This is a genomic window from Oxalobacteraceae bacterium OTU3CAMAD1, assembly GCA_024123915.1.
Lineage (GTDB): Bacteria > Pseudomonadota > Gammaproteobacteria > Burkholderiales > Burkholderiaceae_D > Rugamonas.
On the sequence record CP099650.1, the window covers coordinates 6,383,064 to 6,405,876 of the forward strand.

The 22,813-nt window shown below is 63.3% G+C and carries 11 protein-coding genes; 7 read left to right on the plus strand and 4 right to left on the minus strand.

What is annotated here, in order from left to right; genetic code table 11:
- Window positions 1–43: 43 nt before the first annotated feature.
- The 4 genes from NHH88_27190 (at window position 44) to NHH88_27205 (ending at window position 9,874) form a co-directional block, all read left to right on the plus strand.
- The gene (locus NHH88_27190; protein USX13303.1) at window positions 44–499 is read left to right on the plus strand and encodes a cache domain-containing protein; all 456 of its coding nucleotides are present in this window, start codon (window positions 44–46) and stop codon (window positions 497–499) included.
- Between the two features lie 340 nt (window positions 500–839).
- The gene (locus tag NHH88_27195; GenBank protein ID USX17449.1) at window positions 840–3,659 is read left to right on the plus strand and encodes a TonB-dependent receptor; all 2,820 of its coding nucleotides are present in this window, start codon (window positions 840–842) and stop codon (window positions 3,657–3,659) included.
- A gap of 206 nt (window positions 3,660–3,865) precedes the next feature.
- On the plus strand, window positions 3,866–6,787 hold the full coding sequence (locus NHH88_27200; GenBank protein USX13304.1) for a TonB-dependent receptor: 2,922 nt from the start codon (window positions 3,866–3,868) through the stop codon (window positions 6,785–6,787).
- Between the two features lie 228 nt (window positions 6,788–7,015).
- Window positions 7,016–9,874: a TonB-dependent receptor gene (locus NHH88_27205; protein ID USX13305.1), complete on the plus strand. Its 2,859-nt coding sequence runs from the start codon at window positions 7,016–7,018 to the stop codon at window positions 9,872–9,874.
- A 77-nt stretch (window positions 9,875–9,951) separates the two neighbouring features.
- On the opposite strand, the gene gap is transcribed toward NHH88_27205, so the two are convergent.
- The 3 genes from gap to NHH88_27220 all read right to left on the minus strand — a co-directional run bounded on the left by gap (window position 9,952) and on the right by NHH88_27220 (window position 16,213).
- Entirely contained in the window at window positions 9,952–10,962 is a 1,011-nt protein-coding gene (gap, locus tag NHH88_27210) for a type I glyceraldehyde-3-phosphate dehydrogenase (protein USX13306.1), read from the minus strand.
- Window positions 10,963–11,011: 49 nt separating this feature from the next.
- Window positions 11,012–12,979, minus strand: a complete 1,968-nt coding sequence (tkt, locus tag NHH88_27215; protein ID USX13307.1) for a transketolase — start codon at window positions 12,977–12,979, stop codon at window positions 11,012–11,014.
- Window positions 12,980–13,183: 204 nt separating this feature from the next.
- Entirely contained in the window at window positions 13,184–16,213 is a 3,030-nt protein-coding gene (locus tag NHH88_27220) for a carboxypeptidase regulatory-like domain-containing protein (protein USX13308.1), read from the minus strand.
- A gap of 549 nt (window positions 16,214–16,762) precedes the next feature.
- On the opposite strand from NHH88_27220, the gene NHH88_27225 reads away from it, so the two are divergent.
- From NHH88_27225 to NHH88_27235, 3 genes are all read left to right on the plus strand, one after another.
- On the plus strand, window positions 16,763–17,488 hold the full coding sequence (locus NHH88_27225; protein ID USX13309.1) for a 16S rRNA (uracil(1498)-N(3))-methyltransferase: 726 nt from the start codon (window positions 16,763–16,765) through the stop codon (window positions 17,486–17,488).
- A 160-nt stretch (window positions 17,489–17,648) separates the two neighbouring features.
- Window positions 17,649–18,200: a flavodoxin family protein gene (locus tag NHH88_27230; GenBank protein ID USX13310.1), complete on the plus strand. Its 552-nt coding sequence runs from the start codon at window positions 17,649–17,651 to the stop codon at window positions 18,198–18,200.
- A gap of 148 nt (window positions 18,201–18,348) precedes the next feature.
- On the plus strand, window positions 18,349–19,629 hold the full coding sequence (locus tag NHH88_27235; GenBank protein ID USX13311.1) for an aspartyl/asparaginyl beta-hydroxylase domain-containing protein: 1,281 nt from the start codon (window positions 18,349–18,351) through the stop codon (window positions 19,627–19,629).
- A 66-nt stretch (window positions 19,630–19,695) separates the two neighbouring features.
- Here the strand turns inward: NHH88_27235 and NHH88_27240 are convergent, their stop codons facing one another.
- Complete coding sequence (locus tag NHH88_27240; protein USX13312.1) at window positions 19,696–22,608, minus strand: TonB-dependent receptor; 2,913 nt, start codon at window positions 22,606–22,608, stop codon at window positions 19,696–19,698.
- Between the last annotated feature and the right edge of the window lie 205 nt (window positions 22,609–22,813).

Here is a 22,813-nt window from a genome sequence, read left to right on the forward strand (position 1 = left end):
AACCCGCGCCACGCTGCTGTCTCACTTAACCTGGAGAATTGACATGAAAACATTATTGGGCGCGGTGGCATTCAGCCTGGTGGCGATGTCCACCACCGCTATTGCCGCCGACAAAGGAAGCAAGGAAGAAGCCGTCGCCATGGTCAAACGGGCGGTCGCGTTGATTAAATCGGACGGCAAGGAAAAAGCCTTTGCCGCCATTTCCGATCCGGCCAACGCCAATTTCCATGACCGCGATTTATATGTCTACGTTTATGATTTAAATGGCGTCGCTTTAGCCCACGGCAATAATCCCAAGATGGTCGGCAAACCTTTAATCGGCCTCAAGGATAATGAGGGCAAACCGATGATCAAGGAAATGGTGGACCTGGCCAAAACCAAGGGCAGCGGCTGGGTCGATTTCAAATGGCCCAATCCCGTGACCAAGGCGGTTGAATCCAAGTCCGGTTATGTGGAAAAGGTCGATGATATGTTTGTTGGCTCCGGTATTTATAAGTAAGCCACAGAAATAACCACGGGCAGGCCCGCCCCGATTGGCCACCGCCGGGATGCGTCCCGGCTTTTTTTCGTCCGTTTTTTGTTCGAAAGCGCATTCCCGCCGCAAATCATGCTTGAAATTGGCATGTAAAAGCCAAAAACGAGCTTGCGCAGGGGGGGAACTCTTCGCCCGCCTCTTCTGTCTATTTAATGGAGACATCCCCTTAGACATTCCATTAATAATCAAAAGGAGTCGGATAATGACAAGAGAAAGATTGCTCGCCCGTTCGGTCCGCATGATCTGCGCCAGCGGTTTGCTGTTCGCCGCTACCATCGCCGATGCTCAGGAATCTGCTGAACCGATGCAGAAAGTGCTGATTACCGGCTCCCGTATCGCCTCGCCCGCCGCTGAATCGCCGTCGCCATTGCAAATATTAAGCTCGGCCGATATCGCGGCCTCCGGCGCCACCAATCTTCAGGAATTACTTCAAAAAAACCCGACCATGGGTACGCCCTCCGTCAGCAGAACCAATTCCAATTTCCTGACATCGAGCGCTGGTGTCACTACGATTAATTTGCGGAATCTCGGCGATTCACGAACATTGGTATTGGTTAATGGACGCCGGTTTGTTTCCGGCGTTCCCGGCGATAGCGCTGTCGACCTCAACACTATTCCAACGGACTTTATCGAGCGGGTCGAGTTATTAACGGGAGGCGCGTCCGCCACCTACGGGTCCGATGCCGTGGCCGGGGTGGTAAATATTATCTTGAAGAAAAATTTCAACGGCGTGCTGCTCGACTCGCTAGTGGGCCAGAGCGAGGAAGGCGACGACTACAGAAAGAAACTGGGATTGACTTTCGGTATCACCAGCGCCGATGGCGCGAGCAACCTGATGGGCCATTTCGGCTACTCCAAACAGGGCGAGGTCTTCTCGCGCGACCGCGAGCGCTCGGCCGTCGATCAGTTCTCGTCGATCGCCCAGGGGCGTCCCGATCTGGCGTTCGTGGCGCGCCGGCCGAACTTTTCCGGCTACGCGCCGCAAGGCCGTTTCTTCGGCGACACCGAGGATTTTACCTATGACGCAAATAACAATATTATTCCCTGGAACCAGAACGGCGCCCCCGGCACCGGTGTCGGCGCCACCGGTTACAACCGTTCCGAATACCGCCTGATTGCCGTGCCGATCGAGCGCTACCTGTTCGCCACCAACGGCAATTGGGCCTTCAATCCCGACCACAGCGCGTTTTTCGAGGGCACCTACGCCTCGACCAGCGTCAACAGCAACATCGAACCGTTCGCGCTGGGATCGGACAATGTCTATAAACCCGGCGGCCAGGTCCCTGCCGCCTCGCTGATCAACGGCGCGCTGGTCCGCAATCCCTTGGTGCCGCGGTATTTGTACGACCGCATCAGCGACACCGACGGCGACGGCGTGCCCGACTACTTCTTCACCCGCCGCTTGTCGGAATTCGGCCCGCGCCAGTCCGACGTCGAGCGCGACACCTTCCGCCTGTCCACCGGACTCAAGGGGACCGTGCGCGACTGGAATTACGAGGCTTATCTAACCTACGGCAAGACCAAGGAAGCGCAAAGCTCCACCGGACAGGTCAACGTCATGAACCTGCGCAACGCGCTCGAGGCGATTCCCGACGTCGACGGCACGCCCGTCTGCCGCGACGTCAACGCCCGCCAGGAGGGTTGCGTGCCGATCAACCTGTTCGGCTACAACAGCATCACCCCGGACGCGCTTCGCTATGTGACCGCGCCGGGCTCGCTGCTGACGACGATCACGCAGCGGCTGGTCGGCGCTTCGGCCACCGGCGAGGTGCCGGGCCTGCCCGCCGGCCGCATCGGCATCGCCGCCGGCTTCGAATGGCGTTCGGAGGAATCGAGCGCCATTCCCGATCCGCTGACCCAGTCCGGCCTCAACGCCGGCAACGCCACGCCGCCCACTTTCGGCCAGTTCACCGTGCGCGAGGTGTTTGTCGAAACCCGCGTGCCCTTGCTCAAGGAACGCCCCTGGGTGCGCCAGCTGAGCGCGCTGGCGACCTTCCGCCACGGCGACTATTCGACCGTCGGCGCCACCAATAGCTGGAACGCCGGCCTCGAATGGACGGTGACGCCCGACATCAAGATCAGGGCCACGCGCGCGCAATCGACCCGGGCGCCCAACATCAACGAGCTGTACCAGGCGCCCAGCCAGGACTTCCCCACCGGATTGGTCGATCCGTGCCAGGGCGTGTCCGCCAGCGACGCCAGCCCGCTGGCCGTCAATTGCCGCAACGCGCCCGGAGTTGCCGCCAACATAGCGGCAAATGGCGGCATCTTCACGTTAAACCAGGCCGACCAGCAGGGTATCAGCGGCTACAACCGGGGCAATCCCAACCTGGACGCCGAAACCGGCCGTTCGACCACGGTCGGCCTGGTGGTCACGCCGCGCTCGATCCCACTGCTCAGCCGGGCGGTGTTCACGCTGGATTACTTCAAGATCGACATCGCCGACGCCATCGTCTTCACCAACCGCCAGTACGCGCTGGACCAGTGCTACAACCAGAACAACCCGGACTTCTGCTCCTTCATCACGCGCCGCCCCGCCGCCGTGGGCAACCTCAGCGCCGGTTCGATCCGCTACAGCGACATCGCCGCCACCAATAGCGGCGGCTTCGGCACCGAGGGCATCGACCTGACCGCATCGTGGGCCGGCCGGGTCGGGCCGGGCAACTTGAGCGCGCGCCTGGCCCACACCTGGCTGCGCAAATTGTGGCAACAGGCGACGCCGGACGCCGACAAAAACCACGAGGTGGCCGAGGTCACGGCCGACAATGTCAACGCCCCGCGCAACCGCGCCACCCTGAACCTGGCCTACAAATGGGGACCGTACGGCGCCAGCTGGACCACCACCCACACCGGACCGGTGTCGCTGGACGACCAGTTCCTCAAAAGCCTGAGCATCGCCCCGGGCACGGTGGGCGTCGGCTCGCGCACCTATAACGATGTCCAGTTCACCTATGACGTGCGCAAGTCGGTGCAGCTCTATTTGGGCATCGACAACCTGTTCAACGCCAACCCGCCGCCCATCATCAGCGGCCTGCCCGGCAACCAGACCGGCACCGAAACCGATGCCTCGACCTACGACGCCATCGGCCGCCGTTTCTATGTGGGATTGCGCGTGTCGCTGTAAAGATGTTTGCCAAAGTCAACCGTCATGCGCGGTTTGTGGCCGCACCACAACGGTGCGGCGTCACTATCATAATGATATTGTTGGTTTTTTGATTCTATTGTCTGTTTGTGTTTACAGCGACAACAACGACTGAGTACAGTGGCTGGTCGAAAAAATATTGTTTCGACAATTGGCATAGACCATACAAAATACTCAGGGAGTTGCAAATGATGAAAGAGACAACACTATCCCGTTCGGTGCGCATGATCTGCGTCACCGGTCTGGCGTTAGGCATGCAAGCCGCCCATGCACAAGAAGCCGCATCGGAGCCGATCCAGAAAGTGCAAATCACCGGTTCGCGCATCTCGTCGCCGAACGCCGATTCGCCGTCCCCGTTGCAGATTCTCAGCTCGGCCGACATCGCCGCCTCCGGCGCCGTCAACCTGCAGGAATTACTGCAAAAGAACCCGACCATGGGTACGCCTTCGCTGAGCCGTACCAACTCCAACTTCCTGACCTCGGGCGGCGGCGTCTCCACCGTCAACCTGCGCAATCTGGGCGATGACCGCACCCTGGTGCTGGTCAACGGGCGCCGTTTCGTCTCCGGCGTGCCCGGCGAGACCGCGGTCGACCTGAACACCATCCCGACCGACTTCATCGAGCGCGTCGAGCTACTCACCGGCGGCGCGTCGGCGACCTACGGTTCGGACGCGGTGGCCGGCGTGGTCAACATCATCCTGAAGAAAAACTTCGAGGGTTTGCTGATCGACGCCCAGACCGGTGAAAGCCGCGAAGGCGACGACAGCAAGCGCAAACTGTCGCTGACCTTCGGCACCACCAGCGCCGACGGCGCCAGCAACCTGATGGGCCACTTCGGCTACTCGAAGCAAGGCGCCGTGTACTCGCGCAACCGCGCCGCCTCGGCCATCGACCAGACCTCGTCGATCTCCAAGGGCCGTGGCGACCTGGCGTTCGTGCCAAGGAAACCGAACTTCTCCGGCTACGCGCCGCAGGGCCACTTCTACGGCGACGAAGAAGACTTCACCTACGACGCCAACGGCAACGTGATCCCGTGGAGCACCAACGGCGTCAACGGCGTCGGCGCCACCGGCTACAACCGCTCGGCGCTGCGCGCCATCGCCGTGCCGACCGAGCGCTACTTGTTCGCGCTGAACGGCACCCGCGCCCTGAGCGAAAACCACAGCGCCTTCTTCGAAGGCACCTACGCGGCAACCAAGGTATCGACCAATATCGAGTCCTTCCCGCTGGGCTCGGACGACGTCTACAAATCCAACGGCCAGGCGCCGGCCGGCGCGATGGTCAATGGCGTGCTGGTGAAAAATCCGCTGGTGCCGCAGTACTTGTACGACCGCATCAGCGACACCGACGGCGACGGCATCCCCGACTACTTCTTCACGCGCCGCCTGTCCGAATTCGGCCCGCGCCAGTCGAGCGTCGACCGCGACACCTTCCGCCTCGCGACCGGTGTCAAGGGCGCGATCAAAGAATGGAACTACGAAACCTACGTCAGCTACGGCAAGACCAAGGAATCGCAAAACTCGGCCGGCCAGGTCAACGTCCCGAACCTGCGCAACGCGCTGCAGGCCATTCCCGGCGCCAACGGCGGCGCGCCGGTGTGCGCCGACGCCAACGCGGTGGCCGAAGGCTGCGTGCCGATCAACATTTTCGGCTTCAATACGATCTCGCCGGCGGCGCTGAAGTACGTCACCGCGCCAGGCTCGCTGCAAACGGCGGTCACGCAGAAACTGGCGGGCGGCACGATCAGCGGCGATTTGTTCCAACTGCCGGCCGGTAAGATCGGCTTCGCGGCCGGCTTCGAATGGCGCAGCGAAGAGTCGAGCTCGGTGCCCGATCCGCTGACGCAGACCGGCCAGAACGCCGGCAACGCGATTCCGCCAACCTTCGGCAAGTACAATGTGCGCGAAGCGTTCGCCGAAACGCGCATTCCAGTGCTCAAGGACGTGCCGTTCGCCAAGGAACTGAGCCTGCTGGCCACGTTCCGCCATGGCGACTACTCGACCGTCGGCAGCACCAACAGCTGGAACGCCGGCGCCGAATGGGCCGTCACCTCCGACCTGAAACTGCGCGGCACCCGCGCCCTGTCGACCCGCGCGCCCAACATCAACGAGCTGTACCAGGCGCCGTCGCAAGACTTCCCGAGCGGACTGGTCGATCCCTGCACGGGCGTGATGGCGGGCCAAACCTCGGCGCTGGCGATCAACTGCCTGGCGGCGCCGGGTGTGGCCGCCAATATCGCGGCCAACGGCGGCGTCTTCACGCTGACCCAGGCCGACGAGCAAGGCATCAGCGGCTACAACAGCGGCAATCCCAACCTGAAGGCGGAAAAAGGCCGTTCGAGCACCATCGGCCTGGTCTTCACGCCGCGCTCGATCCCGGTGCTGAGCAAGTTCACGTTCACCGCCGACTACTTCAAGATCAAGATCGCCGACGCCATCGTGGCGACCGAACGTCAGTACGCGCTGTCCCAGTGCTATAACCAGGGCAACCCAGCGTTCTGCAAATTCATCACGCGCCGTCCGGCACGTGTGGGCAACCTCAGCGCCGGCTCGATCGACCTGAGCGACACCGCCGTCACCAACAGCGGCGGCCTGGGCACCGAGGGCGTCGACATGACGGTCTCCTGGGCGGACAAGGTCGGTCCGGGCCGTCTGAGCACGCAACTGTCGTACACCCGCCTGCGCGAACTGTGGAACAAGGCCACGCCGGATGCGGACCGCAACGACGACGTCGGCGAGGTCACGTCGACCCAGATCAACGCGCCGCGCAACAAGGCCGTGTTCAACGCAGCCTACAAGTGGGGCAATCTGGGCGCGACCTGGACGGCGACCTACAACGGCCCGGTGGCGCTGGACGACCAGTTCCTCAAGAGCCTGGAAATCGCCCCGGGTTCGGTGGGCGTCGGTTCGCGCACCTACAACGACTTCCAGTTCACCTATGACCTGAAAAAGTCGATCCAGCTGTACCTGGGCATCAACAACGCCTTCGACGCCAAGGCGCCGCCAATCATCAGCGGCCTGCCGGGCAGCACCACCGGCACCGAGACCGACGCTTCGACCTACGATCCGATCGGCCGCCGTTACTACCTGGGCCTGCGCGTGACGTTGTAACCGCCGTCACAGTCATTCAGACCCAGCCTTCCCGGTTCGCGCCGGGAAGGCTTTTTTACGTCCATACCCCTCCGAACATTACGCATCGGTAAGGAAGAAAGTGTTGTATTTTAGTTCAGCACTGAAAATTTTGGGAATTCCGACAACTATACTAAATGAGCCGAAGGGACGCCTTCGGCAGCGAAAATACGGCAATCAAGCCGAACAGTATAATTCTCGGGAGTTTGAATGGCAAAAATAGCATTGAAAGCGGGTGTCGTCGCGGTTGCGCTGACACTGGCCTCTTCCAACGTCGTACTGGCCCAGGATGGTGACGCGAAGTCCCTGGAAAAAGTCATCATCACCGGTTCCAACCTGAAACGCATCGATACCGAAACCTCGACCCCGGTGCAGATCATGCGCCGCGAGGAAATCGCCCGCCTCGGCGTGAACTCGGTCAAGGAGGCGCTTGAAACGCTGACCGCCTCGAACGGCGCGCTGTCGGACATCGGCGGCTCCAATTCCTTCGCCGGCGGCGCCTCGGCCGTCTCGCTGCGCAACCTGGGCAAGCAGTCCACCCTGGTGCTGCTGAACTCGCGCCGCGTCGCCCCGTACGCGCTGGCCGACTACAACGAAGTGTTCACCAACCTCGATTCGCTGCCGCTGGACGCCATCGAGCGCATCGAAGTGCTGCGCAACGGCGGCTCGTCGATCTACGGCTCCGACGCCGTCGCCGGCGTCATCAACATCATCACCCGCTCCGACTTCCAGGGCGTGCAGGCGCGCGCCAGCTACGACCAGTCGCTCAAGAACCAGCAGTTCAACACCAAGACCGCCAGCCTCACCGCCGGCTTCGGCGATTACAACAAGGACAAGTTCAATGTGCTGGCCAACATCGAGGTGTTCAAGCGCGGCGAGGTGATCTGGCGCGATGTGGTCGACGACATCAATCCGGCCTACGGCGACAAATTCTCGGCAGTCGCGCCGAATAGCGGCCTGATGTTCGGCAACCGCGGCGCGCCGTCGACCTTCTCCTACCCGGGCAACCTGATCGGCCAGGGCGCCGTGCCCGGTTGCGCCACCGTCAACAGCGCCGGCCTGTGCGTGTACGACCGCTTCGGCCGCTTCGAGGCGGTGCCGAAGTCGGACCGCGTCAACGGCCTGCTGTCGGGCAAACTGAACCTGGGCGGCGGCACCGAAGCCTTCGCCGAGGCGCTGTACTCGCACACCAAGACCCGCTACACCAACGCCTTCGGCACCTACGGTTCGACCACCGCCAACGCCATCTGGGGCGATCCGGCCACCGGCAACGGCAGGAGCTTCATCTATCAGTACCTGCCCGCGACCCATCCGCTCAACACCACCGGCGAGGACGTGGAGTTCCGCTACCGCTGGGCCGACGCGCCCGCCTATCGCGAGACCGACAGCGACCAGTACCGCGTGCTGGGCGGCCTGAAGGGCACGTGGAACAGCTACGACTGGGAAACGGCGGCCGGCGTCATGGGCAGCAAGACCAAGGACCGCACCTACGGCTCGCTCAGCGACAGCGGCTTCAAGCAGGAAGTGGGCGACTACAACAACTTCGATCCGGACACCGGCAGCGTGCTCGATCCGAATTTCTTCAACCACGGCTACAAGATCGGCCAGGTCAACACGCCGGCGGTGCTCAACACCATGTTCCCGGCCCAGGGCTACGACGGCAAGATCACCCAATACTTCGCCGACGCCAAGATCAGCGGCGAGGTCGGCAAGATCGGCGAGCGCGCCATCGGCATGGCCGCCGGCGTCGAAGTGCGGCGCGAGAGCTTCAAGATCTCCCCCACCGCCAACCTGCTGGCAGGCGACATCGTCGGCTACGGCGTGGCCACCGCCGACGCCTCGCGCACCACCGAGGCGGCGTTCACCGAGATCAACCTGCCGGTGACGTCGACCATCGACATCACCGGCGCGGCACGGGTCGACAAATTCCCCGGCTTCAAGGCGCACGCCTCGCCCAAGCTGGCGGCGACGTGGAAGGCCACGCCGACCCTGATGTTGCGCGGCACGGCCGAATCGGGCTTCCGCGCGCCCAACCTGACCGAAAGCGCGCAATCGAGCAAGTTCGCCTTCAGTCCCAGCCTAGCGGATCCCAAGCGCTGCGGCAAGGCCCAGGCGCTCGGCGGCGACCTGCGCAACCAGTCGGCCGCGCTGCCGGCCAGCGATCCGAACAAGGCGCTGCTGCTGGCCCGCGCCGACACCGTCGAAGGCAACGAGTGCGCGGCTGGCGTGCCCAGCATCGTGCGCAACAACCCGAACCTGAAACCGGAAACGACCCACATGGGCACGGTCGGCTTCGTGCTCGAACCGTTCAACGGCACCAACCTTTCGCTGGACTACTGGAAGATCGAGCGCAAGGACGAGATCGGCAACAAGAGCACCGACGAGCTGCTGGCGTCGGAAGCCGACCAGCCCGCCGGCGTGGTCAACCGCGAGCCGCTGTCGGCCGACAAGACCTTCACCGCCGCCGAGCAAGCCCAATACGGCGTGACCGCCGGCCGCCTGGTCTCGACCACGGGGTCGTTCCTGAACGTCGCCCGCACCAAGACCAGCGGTGTCGACCTGTCGGCCAACACCCGTTTCAACACCGGCATCGGCCGCCTCGACCTGGCCGCCAACGCGACCTACCTGCTGGACCTGAAGTATTTCAGCTCGGCGCTGAACAACTACGGCGACAACCTGGCGGGCCGCTATGGCTACTCGAAAACCTCGGCCAACTTCAACGCCGCGTTGAAGACCGGCGACTTCAGCAACAGTCTGCGCCTGGTCTACCAGAGCAAGACCGCGCTCAACGACGACTACTTCGACGAGACCTACACGCTGGCCGGCTGCGCCGCGCGCAAATGGAGCGCCGACGAGTGCCAGATCAAGGCCTACAAACGCCTCGACTGGAACCTCAGCTACACCGGCGTCAGGAACCTGACGGTGTCGCTGTTCGTGCGCAACCTCACCAACAACCGCCCGCCGATCGATTTGCGTTCGTTTAACGCGGCCGGTGGCGTGATCCCGCAGGACAACCAGGACGTCAGCCGCCGCTCGGTGCGCCTGACGGCGGAGTACAAGTTCTACTGATGCACTAACCGCCGCCACAAAACAAAAGCCCTCCCGGCGCGCGCCGGGAGGGCTTTTTCATGACTGGCCGAGACCGATTACTTCGCGGTCATCAGCGCCACGGTGGTGTCGAGCATGCGGTTCGAGAAGCCCCACTCGTTGTCGTACCACGACGATACCTTCACCAGGCGCCCCGACACTTTGGTCAGGGTCGAGTCGAAGTTCGACGACGCCGGGTTGTGGTTGAAGTCGATCGAGACCAGCGGTTCGGTCTGATAGGTCAGCACTTCCTTGAGGGCGCCTTCGGAGGCGGCCTTCATCAGCGCGTTGACTTCTTCGACGGTCGTGTCGCGCTTGGCGATGAACGACAGGTCGACCAGCGAAACGTTGATGGTCGGCACGCGGATCGCGAAGCCGTCCAGCTTGCCGTTCAGCTCAGGCAGCACCAGGCCGACCGCGGCGGCGGCGCCGGTCTTGGTCGGGATCATGCTCATCGTGGCCGAACGGGCGCGGCGCAGGTCTTCGTGCATCACGTCCGACAGCACCTGGTCGTTGGTGTAGGCGTGGACGGTGGTCATCAGGCCGGTTTCCAGGCCGATGGCGTCGTTGAGCGGCTTGACCAGCGGGGCCAGGCAGTTGGTGGTGCACGAAGCGTTCGAGATGACGGTGTCGGTCGACTTCAGCACGTTCTGGTTGACGCCGTACACGATGGTGGCGTCGACGTCCTTGCCGCCCGGTGCCGAGATGATGACTTTCTTGGCGCCGCCCTTCAAGTGAGCCGAAGCCTTTTCTTTGGTGGTGAAGAAGCCGGTGCACTCGAGCACCACGTCCACGCCCAGGTCGCCCCATGGGATTTCAGCCGGATTGCGCTGCGCGAACACGCGGATCACGTCGCCGTTGACGATCATGTTGTCGCCGTCGACTTCCACCGTGCCAGGGAACTTGCCGTGGGCGGTGTCGTAGCGGGTCAGGTGGGCGTTCGACTTGGCGTCGCCCAGGTCGTTGATCGCCACGATCTGGATGTCTTGCTTCTTGCCACCTTCGTAGAAAGCGCGCAATACATTGCGGCCGATACGGCCGTAGCCGTTGATTGCAACTTTGATCGTCATACTCTGCTCCTGATTAAAAAAATAAGGTAGTCCGGTCTGCAATTATAGATTATGCAATGACCAGTTTGACTTTCGCCACGACGTTTTCCACCGTGAAGCCGAAATGCTTGAACAGCACGCCGGCCGGGGCCGACTCGCCGAAGGTGTCGATGCCGACCACTGCGCCTTCCAGGCCGACATATTTGTACCAGAAATCGGTCACGCCGGCTTCGATCGCCACACGCGGTATGCCTTTGGTCAACACGGCCGCTTTATAGGCGGCGTCCTGGCGGTCGAACACGTCGGTCGACGGCATCGACACCACGCGCGCGACGATGCCCTCGGCCTTGAGCGCGGAGGCGGCGGCCACGGCCAGCTCGACTTCCGAACCGGTGGCGATCAGGGTCACTTTGGCGTCGGCCGCTTCGCTCAGCACGTAGCCGCCACGGGCGACGTCGGCGATCTGCTCGGCGGTGCGCTCCTGGTACGGCAGGTTCTGGCGCGAGAAGATCAGGGTCGACGGACCGTTCTTGCGCTTGACCGCCTCGCCCCACGCCACCGCCGATTCGACGGTGTCGCACGGACGCCAGTTGTCCAGGTTCGGGATCAGGCGCATCGACGAGATGTGCTCGACCGACTGGTGGGTCGGGCCGTCTTCGCCCAGGCCGATCGAATCGTGAGTGAACACGAAGATCGAACGCAGCTTCATCAGCGCGGCCATGCGCAGCGCGTTGCGGCTGTAGTCGGAGAACGTCAGGAAGGTCGCGCCGAACGGGATGAAACCGCCGTGCAGGGTGATGCCGTTCATGATCGCGCTCATGCCGAATTCGCGCACGCCGTAGTTGACGTGGTTGCCCGGCTTGCCCGAACGGACGGCGATCGATTCCTTCCAGTTGGTCAGGTTCGAGCTGGTCAGGTCGGCCGAGCCGCCCAGGAATTCCGGCAGCACCGGCGCCAGCGCCTGGATGGCGTTCTGGCTGGCCTTGCGGGTGGCGATGTTTTCCTTCTTTTCCACGCACGAGGCGATGGCGGCGGCCAGCGCGCCGTCGAAGGCGGCCGGCAGTTCGCCGTTCATGCGGCGGGTCAGTTCGGCCGCTTCGGCCGGGAACTGGGCGGTGTATTCGGCGAACTTCGCGTTCCATTCGGACTCGACCTTGGCGCCGGCCGCTTTCGCGTCCCACGCCGTGTACAGCTCGGCCGGGATCTCGAACGGCACCGACGTCCAGACCAGGTGTTCGCGCACGGCGGCGATTTCCTTGTCGCCCAGCGCGGCGCCGTGGACCTTGTCGCCGCCCTGCAGGTTCGGCGAACCCTTGCCGATGATGGTCTTGCAGCAGATCAGGGTCGGCTTGTCCGAGCTCTTGGCGGCGGCGATCGCGGCCGACACGGCGCCCACGTCATGGCCGTCGACGGCGCGGATGACGTTCCAGCCGTAGGCTTCGAAGCGGCCCGGGGTATCGTCGGTGAACCAGCCTTCGACCTTGCCGTCGATGGAGATGCCGTTGTCGTCGTACAGCGCGATCAGCTTGTTCAGGCCCAGGGTGCCGGCCAGCGCGCACACCTCGTGGGAGATGCCTTCCATCAGGCAGCCGTCGCCGACGAAGGCGTAGGTGTAATGGTCGACGACATCCAGGCCCGGCTTGTTGAATTCGCTGGCCAGCAGGTATTCGGACAGCGCCATGCCGACCGCGTTGGCCAGTCCCTGGCCCAGCGGGCCGGTGGTCGTTTCCACACCAGGCGTGACGTCCACTTCCGGGTGGCCCGGGGTTTTCGAATGCATCTGGCGGAACGACTTGATGTCGTCCATCGTGACCGCATAGCCGGAGAGGTGCAGCAGCGCGTAGTGCAGCATCGAGCCGTGGCCGTTCGACAACAGGAAGCGGTCGCGGTTCGCCCATTTCGGGTTGGCCGGGTTGTGGCTGTAATGGCCACTCCACAGCGCAACGGCGATCTCGGCCATGCCCATCGGCATGCCTGGGTGGCCGGAATTGGCCTTCTGGACGGCGTCCATTGCCAGCGCGCGGATCGCGTTAGCCATTTGGGTGTGCGGGAGCGTAGTGTTCATGGTGTAAGTAAGTGCGGGAGGTTTGGAATCCTGGAGCTGCCAACTGCCGTGCTGCTGAACGCAGTATTCTACCAGAGCCCACCCCTGCGGCCTAAAATTGGCGGATTTGCAACGCCCAAAACGACAAATGCCGCCCGGTCGAAACCGGACGGCATTATTAAACACACAAGCAGACGTTTAGAACTTGTAGCTGTACTCGGCGGTCAGCTTGACCGAGCGCGGCGCGGTGTAGCTGATCACGTTGCCGTACAGGGCGTTCTGGCCCAGGCCGGTGTTGTACGACTCGGTCTGGTTCTGGGCGGCGCGGCGGTCGAACACGTTGAAGACGTCGGCCCGCAGGACCAATCCCTTCAGGAACGTCGGCGTGTAGGCCACGTTCAGGTCCAGGCGCGCGTCCCACGGCATGCGGCCGCGGCTGCCGCGCGGCGCCGCCTGGTTGTTACAGAAGAAGAACTCCGAACCGTAACCGGTGGCGTCGTTGCCGGCGTCATAGTAGGACTGCGGCAAATTGCCGATGCAGTTCTTCGGACGGCCGGACGCCACCAGCAGGTTGCCGCCGACCATGAACTGGTCGGTGAACTGATAGAAGCCGTAGGCCTTGATCTGGTGCTTGCGGTCGTTCGGCAGCAGGCCGTCCGAGTTCAGGGTCAGTTCCGGATAATCGAACACCGCCGTGGTCGACACGTCGGCCTGGCCCGAATCGGAACGGGTCTGGCCTTCGGTGTTGCCGCTGTTGCGCGACAAGGTGTAGTTGATCTTGCCGTACCAGCCGTTGCGCAGCGGATGCTCGGCGAACAGGTCCAGCGCCACGTAGCTGCGCTTGACCTCCGGATAGCCCAGCTCGGCCGCCGTCAGGTGCACCGGCGTCAGCTTGGAACCGTCGCCGGCGTAATCGACCAGGAAGTCGTTGTCCTTGCCCGGGTTGAACAGCGCACAGTTGAACACGAAGTTGTTCTCGATGCCGTTGTCGGCCGCGTACTTGTCGAACGGGCGCTGGTCGCAGAAGTCGTCGATGGTCGATTTCAGCTTGCGGTAGGTGACCTTGGCGCCGAAGTTCAGGCTGGGCGAATAGGCGCGCTCGAAGCCAAGGATCAGTTCGTCCTGGTACAGCGAGTCCATGTTCTGGGCGGCGACGCCGCGCGGATCCTTCGACTGGCCAAACTCGTTGTTGGCCGAGTACAGCGCGCCCAGCGGCCGCAGGCCGGTCGGCGCGCCGGTGGCCGGGTCGATGCCGGAATAGGTGAAATATTCGGACGTGTTGAGCGAGGCGCCCGCCGCGCGCACGGCGACGTTGGTCGGCATTTGCAGATGGTAGCGGCCGGCGTTGGCGAACACCTTGAGCGACGAATCGCCGAACGCGTCCCAGGTGGCGCCGAAGCGTGGCGCCAGCTGGTGGCGCATCGACACGTAAGGCTGGCCGTCGCCGTTGTAGTTGGTGAACTGCTCGTTGCGCAGCCCGGCCTTGATGATGAGCTTGGACGTCGCTTGCCAGGTGTCCTCGATGTATTGCGCGTCCTGGTCGACCGATGGCGTCGACACGCCCGACGACAACACGCGGCTGACATAGTAGCCCTGGCTGCCGAAGCCGCCGTTGGTGGACGGCGCCGGGATGGCCGAGTTGATCGGCGAGTTCGGATTGGTGGCGAAGCCATACACCCAGGTGCCGCCGCCGGCGCGGCTGTTGCCGGCCTTCGAGCTGATCTTGTTCTGGTCGGCGCCGACGCGGATGGTGTGGTCACCCACCTTGTACTGCAGGTTCAGGTTCATCACCTTTTGCTCGTCGAACGCGCCGGGAGCCAGGATGTTGCCGGTGGTCGTCTGCGGACTGTTGTAGCTGAAGCCGGGGATGCGCGCGATGGCCGGCGCCGTCACCTGGAACAGGGTCGGGTTGTAACCGACAGGGTCGTACACGTGCTCGGTCAGGCTCTTGCCGACCATGGCCGTCAGGGTCACGTCGTCGGACAGGTTGCCGGTGTAGTTGAGGATCTTGATCTCGGCGCCGACCTTGGCGGCCACCGGCGTCGGGCCGTAGCTTTCATAGTGCGCGCCGCCGGTCTGGTCGGGGCCGTGCGTCTGGTTGGCGTAGTCGAAACGGTAGTACTTGCGGTCCGACTTCGGATCGTCGTTGATGTAGGTGCCTTCCAGGCGGTGGTTGTCGTTGATGTTCCAGTCGATCTTGACCAGGCCACGGTTGATGGTGTCGCGGCGCTCTTCCCAGCCGGTGTTCAGGGCCGTGCTGTCGGCATTGGCGCGGGTATTGTCGATGTCGGTCTTGGTGCGCTCGATATTGGCGTACAAGAACAAGGTGTCCTTGATGATCGGGCCGCTGACGTACACGTTGGCGATGGTGCTGTCGCGGGTGTTGTCCTGGTTGTAGCGGTACAGCTTGCCATCGGTCGGCAAACCGTTGTTGCCGTAATAGATGCTCTTCTCGGTCGAGCGCAGCGAGTTCGGCTCGATGCTGACGCTGCCGCCCGCTTCCCAGGTGTTGGTGCCGCTCTTGGTCGAGATGTTGACGACGCCGCCGGTCGAGCGCCCGAATTCGGCGCCGAAGCCGCCGGTGAGGATTTGCGCGCCGCCGATGGCGCCGAACGGCAGTTCGGAGGTGCCGACCTGGAACAGCACGTTGGTGACCGGGAAGCCGTTGATATAGAAGGCGTTTTCCGACGCCGCCGAACCGCCGAAGCTCGGCGCGTTGCCGTCGCCGTAGCGCGAGTCGCCGCGCGTGGTGTTGGGCGCCAGCTGGATGATCGACGCCACCGACGGCGTGATCGGCAGCTTGGCCAGCTCGCTGGCGGTAAACGATACGCCGCTGTTGGTGTTGGAAATGTCGATGCGGCTGCGGCGGCCCGTCACCTGCACCGCCTGCACGGCGCCGGTGAAGGAAGCGTTGACGCCCTGGCCGATTTGCACCTCGACTTCATTGCTGCCGACCACGTTACCGTCGCGCACCAGCTGGACCGTGTAGCGGCCCACCGGCAGCGCCGTGACCTGGTAGCGGCCGCCCGCCTCCGGCAACGCCGTCCGCTTCAAGCCGGTTTGCTTGTTCTCGACCACGATCGAGGCGCCCGACGGCGATTCGACCTGGCCGAAGATGTTACCCGAGGCGTTCGACTGCGCCATCACCGGCTGCACCACTGCGGCGGTCAAGGCCGCCGTGCCGAAGGCAATCGACAGCGCATTCACTAAGACTGTTTTCCTGAACATGTATTTTCCCGATTAAGAAGATTTGCCTTGTGGGCACCATTGCCCGTTGTCTCTCTGATGGAGATCTGTTTACCAATAATCACAGTTCGTGATATTTCACGGCCTGTGGAACCGATAAAACCATGGGCAGAATTGCACTGTCAATGAACATACTTTCATAATGCAATAAAACAACGGGATGGCTAAAAAACAGGCAAAGCCGACAAAATTGTATACAGTATCCAATAATATTGCTTTACGATGGAGACACATATTCCCCCTGCAATAAGCGTTGGTTACATTTTTTATGCAGTTTAAATAGGTAATATCGATATAGAATTTTCTCATTTAGATTCTTACCGAACTTTACTCACACGCCGAAAACGTCGATCACGGCGACTTCCCATCTTGGTGCGGATTTCGATCGCGAATCTAAGCCGTGCACAACTATCGCGCCGACCCGCACCACAATCGCGCCGATTTTGTAACTTCCGGTCATAACCACAAGTAAGTCACCAGGACGCTTGTCCAGCGATTAAAATTGTCGATCACTACCGACCGGACTTTTGCATGCCCCGCTTTCACATTTCCCAGCCGCTGGCCGTCGGCCAGCTTGTCGCCCTGCCCGACACCGTGGCCCATCACATCCAGGTGCTGCGGCTGGCCCAGGGCGAGCTGATCACGCTGTTCAACGGCGAAGGGGGCGAGTACAGTGCGACCCTGACCCAGATCGAGCGCCGCAGCGCCACCGTCGAGATCAAGGCCCACCATGCGCGCGACGTCGAACTGCCGTTCGCCATCACGCTGGCGCAGGCGCTGCCGGAGGGGACCAAGATGGACTGGATCATCGAAAAGGCCATCGAGCTGGGTGTGTCGGGCTTCCAGCCGCTGGCGGCGCAGCGCTGCGTGGTGCGGCTGTCGGCCGAGCGCGCGGAGAAAAAGATGGGGCACTGGCGCGGCATCATCGAATCGGCGTCCGAGCAGAGCGGCCGCAACCGCCTGGCCCAGCTGGCGCCGCTACAGGACTACAAGCAATGGATCACCCAGCAGGACATGCACCGCCGCATCATCCTGACGCCGCGCGCGCAGCAGTCGCTGCCGGACTGGGCGCGCCACCAGGGACCGCAGGCGGTCACCCTGGTGATCGGCCCCGAGGGCGGCCTGAGCGAGCAGGAGGAGGAGATGGCGCTGCGCCACGGCGCGCTGCCGCTGGCGATGGGCCCGCGCATCCTGCGCACCGAGACGGCGGCGCTGGCGGCCGTCGGCGCGCTGAGCGCGATCTGGGGCGGGATGTAGTTGCACCCCGCAAACACGTAGGGCGGATTAGCGCGCAGCGCGTAATCCGCCAAGCGCCGCCGGCAGCGCGCACCCTCCCCCTACCTTCGGGTTAGTATTGTCGAACCGCCATCCGTGCTCTACTCTATAGATTCCACACACTTTCTATTAAAGAGGCCACATGAGCAAAATCGTCATCGTCTATCACTCCGGTTATGGACATACCAAACGTGTCGCCGAGTACGTCAGTGAGGGAGCCGGTGGTGAATTGCTGGCCATCGACGCCGAGGGCAACCTGCCCGACGGCGCCTGGGAGACACTGGCCGCGGCCGACGCCATCATCTTCGGCACGCCGACCTATATGGGCGGCCCGAGCTGGCAGTTCAAGAAATTCGCCGACGCCAGCTCCAAGGTCTGGTTCGGCAGCGGCTGGAAAGACAAGGTCTTCGGCGGCTTCACCAACAGCGCCAGCTTTAGCGGCGACAAGCAAAACACCCTGGTCTATCTGAACACGCTGGCCTCGCAGCACGGCGGCATCTGGGTCAGCCTGGGCATGCTGCCATCGAACACCAAGGCGGCACAGCGCACCGACTTGAACAACATCGGCGGCTCGGTCGGCGCCATGGCGCAGTCGCCGTCGGACGCCGGTGTCGATGAAATCCCGCAAGGCGACCTCGACACCGCCAAGGCCTACGGCGCGCGCGTCGCCGCCATCGCCGCGCGCCTGAAGTAAGCCGCACAGTCACTCGATCAACCCGCATGCGCCGCCAGGCGATGCGGGTTTTTTTGCGGATTTTTTTATCATCGCCGCCGCCGCCGACGGGCTATAATTTTCCGGCTGGCATCCGCCAGCGTCCACCGCCCAAAGAAAAGACACGCCCATGGCCGAACCCGAAATCGCGATCCTGGAGGCCGCCGCCATCCAGGCCACCAAAGCCGGCAAGGAAGAGGACGCGGCCCGCTTGTGGGCGCGCCTGCTGGAGCTGGCGCCGGCCCATCCGCTGGCCTTGTCGTCGCTGGGCAAGCGCGCCTTCCGCTACGGCGACCACGCGACCGCGCGCCTCGCCTTCGAGCGGCTGGTGCGCGCCGACCAGGACGATCCGCAAAGCTGGATCAACCTGGCGCTGGCCTGCCAGGCGCAAAAGGACGAAGCGGCCGAGGAAACCGCGATCCACAACGCGCTGGTGGCCGATCCGTCGAACATGGTGGCGCTGATCCTGCGCGCCAACCTGCTCGAGCGCCAGGGCGACACCCACAAGTCGGCCTCGGTGTACGGCGCGGTGGCGCAGGTGGCGCCGCCGCTGGCGCAGCTCGAACCGGGCATGCGCACCGCCGTCGAGCACGCCCTCCAGTATGTCGACACCTACCAGGCCGGCTTCGGCCGCTTCCTCGACAACTTCCTCGACCAGCAATATCGGCAACACGCCGGCGAGGACCTGCGCCGCTTCCGCGAGTCGATCGACATCATGGTCGGTCGCAAGCGCCGCTACGATTCGCAGTCGATGACGTACCACTACCCCGGCCTGCTGCCGCAACCGTTCCTGCCGCGCGGCGACTTCCCGTGGCTCGACGCGATCGAGGCCGGCACCGACGCCATCCGCGAAGAATTCCTGCAAGTGCTGGGGGCCGAGCAAGACTTCGTGCCCTACCTGACATACCCGGACGACGTGCCGCACCAGCAGTTCGCCGAGCTGAACAACTCGCCGCGCTGGAGCGCCTACCACCTGCTGCGCGACGGCGCGCCGGTGGCCGGCAACATGGAAAAGTGTCCGCGCACGATGGCGCTGCTGGGCGGGGCGCCGCAGCCGGACCAGCCGGGCCGCACGCCGACCGCCATGTTCTCGCTGCTCAAGCCGAAAACGCGCATTCCGGCCCACGTCGGCGTCAGCAACGCGCGCCTGGTGACGCATTTGCCGCTGATCGTGCCGCCCGGCTGCGGCTTCCGCGTGGCCAACGAGACGCGCCAGTGGGTGCCGGGCCGGGCCTGGGTGTTCGACGACACCATCGAGCACGAGGCGTGGAACGACAGCGACCAGTTGCGCGTGGTGCTGATCTTCGACATCTGGCATCCGCACCTGTCGGCGGCCGAGCGCGAGCTGATCACCGCGCTGGCACGCGGCATCGCCGACTTCCGCCAACAGCAAGGCGGCTTCGACCTCTGACCGGGCCGGGACGAAAAAAAAAAGGGCGGACCCGAGGGTCCGCCCTTTTTGCTTACATGGCGCCGATTAGAAGCGGGCGGTCATGTTCAGGAAGATCTTGCGGCCCAGGGCGTCGTACATCGATGGGAACGTATTACCGTTACCCACGCCGGTGCCGGCCAGCGAGGTCAGCGGAGGATCCTTGTCGAACAGGTTGTTGATGCCCGCGCTCAGCGTGATCTTCTTGGTCAGCGCGTAGGTGCCTGCCAGGTCGATGTAGCTGCGCGCGCCCAGTTCGGCTTCCACAGGACGTGCGACGCCGCTCAGCAGTGGGTTGTCGCTGGTGGTTTCCAGATCGACAGCCTTGAAGTAGCGCCAGGTCACGGCCAGGTCGGTCGACCATGGGGTGTTCCAGTTCAGACGCAGCTTGTGACGCCATTTCGGACGTGCCTGGCCGCACTTGCCGGCGCCGTTGTACAGGCCGGCGCAATCGAAGGAACCGTCGCCCGGCAGCTCTTCGATCTCGAAGTTCTTCAGGTAGGTGCCGTTCATGACCAGGCCCATGCGGCCATAAGCGCCGACCTTCTGGTCGTAGCTGAAGCCCAGATCCAGGCCACGGGTGTGCAGGCTACCGATGTTGGTGTTGGTGCCAACGATCGATGCCTCAGGCAGCAGCCACAGGGTGCCCAGACGGTCGCGGGTGATCTGCGAGCAGTAGGTCGGATTGCCGGAGTCCAGGCACTTTTCCAGCGTCGTCGATGGGCTGACGTTGCTGATGGTGTCGTTGACCTTGATGTCGAAGTAGTCCACGGTCACGGTCAGGTTGCGCAACGGGGCGATGACCAGGCCGACGGTGTTCGACTTCGAGGTTTCTGGACGCAGCGCAGGGTTGCCGCCCGCCAGGTAGTTGTACTGGCCGGCAGGGCTGTCCTGGATGTTGCCGTACTGGGCTGCGGTGACGCCGGTGCGGGCGCACTGCGCCAGCGTGGCGCTCGGCGTCGCGCCGGCGCATGGATCGGCGTCGTTGTCGTACAGGTTGTTACCCGCAGGCGAGAACAGCTCGATGATGTTCGGCGCGCGCACGGCCTTTTGATGCGAGGCGCGTACCGAGATCATGTCCGTCGGCTGCCACAACAGGCCCAGGCCGTAGGTGTTGGCGGTCACGCCGGTGTCGATGTCGGTGTGGCGGAACGACAGGTTGGTCTCGAGCTTCTTGGCGAACGCGCGGTCTTCCAGCAGCGGCAGGCGCACCTCGCCGAAGATGTCTTTGACGACGTAGCGGCCGCGCACCGGCGACACCGGACCACCGGCGCCGTCGAGGTCGAAGTTCTGCGACGGACCGTCCGGGTTCAGCTGGATTTCCTCGACACGGCGCTCGATGCCGAACGATACGCCGATGCCGTTTTGCGACGTCGGCACGCGCAGGCCGTATTCGCCCAGGTCGGCGCCGATGGTGCCGCTCTGGATCTGCTGCTTGGTGTAGCCGAACTGCTGGCCAGGAATCTGGATGTAAGCGAGCATCTCGGGCGTGACGCCGCCGACGGTCCACGGGTTGTACGGTACGCAACCTGGATCGGTGCCGGCCACGGTGGCCGCGCAGGTGGCCACGCCACCGACGTTGCGCACGTCAAGCGCCTTGGCGCCGCGTTCTTTCGAGAAGTAGTTGTCCGAGCTGCCGGCGAAACGCACTTTCGACGTCTGCGCGTACACATCGTAGGCCCATTTGCCGATTTCGCCCTTGGCGCCGAACAGCATGCGGTACGAAGTGTTGGTGAACAGGGCATTGCGGCCGCCGCCTTCGACGTTGCGGCGCTGGATCACGACGTCGGTCTCGTCGCCGGGCGCGAACAGGCTCATGGCGTTGCGCATGGCCGGGGTCAGGAACGGATTATCGTAGCGGACGTTGTAGACGTTGCCGAACAGGCCGCCAGGGGCGATCTGCGCGTCGCTCTTGTCGTCGTGGAAGGCGAAGTTGCTGTAGACGCGCAGCTTGTCGGTCACGTCGTAGCGTGCCGAGGCGGCAACGCCATAGCGTTCGTCGGGACGCTGCAGGTGGTTGATCGGACCGAAGTTGTAGGCGTCCAGCGCGGTGTTGTACGGGCGCGGATCGCCCGACGCGGTGGTGGTGTAGACGGTGCCGGTCTTGGTGTTGGTGAAGCGGCCGGTGGCGTTGGTGCTGGAGCCGCCGCAGGAGAAACCGGCGGCCGACGAGGCCAGCGAGCAGGAGGTGAAGTCGCGCTCGGACTGCAGCAGCGCGTCGTCCTTTTTGTAGCTGAAGAACAGGGTGGCGTTACCCTTGCCGTCGGCGAAGTTACCACCGATCAGCAACGAGGCGTCCTTGGAACGGCCGTCGAAGCTCTTGTTGCCCGGTACGGCGAACTGGCTCGGGTTGGTCGCGGCACGGCCGGCGACGATGTCGGCCACGCCGCGCGGGTTGTTTTGCTGGTGGTTGTAGCCACTGCCGTTCAACTCGACCTGCACGCCTTCGAAGTTGTCTATCATGATGAAGTTGACCACACCGGCCACGGCGTCCGCGCCGTAGACGGCGCCGGCGCCGCCGGTCATCACTTCGACGCGCTTGATCAGCGCGGTCGGAATTTGATTCAAGTCGGCAGCCGAGGTGCCAGGCGAGCCGGCAGGCATGCGGCGGCCGTCGACCAGCACCAGCGTGCGGTTGTCGCCCAGGCCGCGCAAGTTGACGGTGGCGGTACCGGTAGCGCCGTTGACGACGTTACCCGATTGCGAGGCGAACACTTGCGGCAGGTTGTTGAGCAGGCTTTCGACGTTGCGCACACCGTCGAGCTTGATGTCCTTCGCGCCCAGCACGACCATCGGGCTGACGCCGTCGGTGTTCAGGGTCGGGATGCGCGAACCGGTCACTTCGACCTTTTGCATTGCTTCGGACGGCGCGTCCTGCGCCGTGGCGGCGTGCATACCCAGCGCGAGACCGCTGACAAACATCACGCGGATCGAGCGAGACAGTACTGTTTCCTTGATCATTATATTGAATTCCCTTGGTGTGTTTATTAGACGTTTCACTGCATCTTTTGAACGACGAGTAAAACGACCCTTTTCTTTTATAAGCTCATTGAGAGTCTGGATAAAACCACTCAATTGCTGCCCTGCTCTTTCAAAACCTTTTCACTGCCGGTGGCGAAGTCCGGGAATGGATCATGGGCGAAATAATCCAGAACTTTGCCGCCAT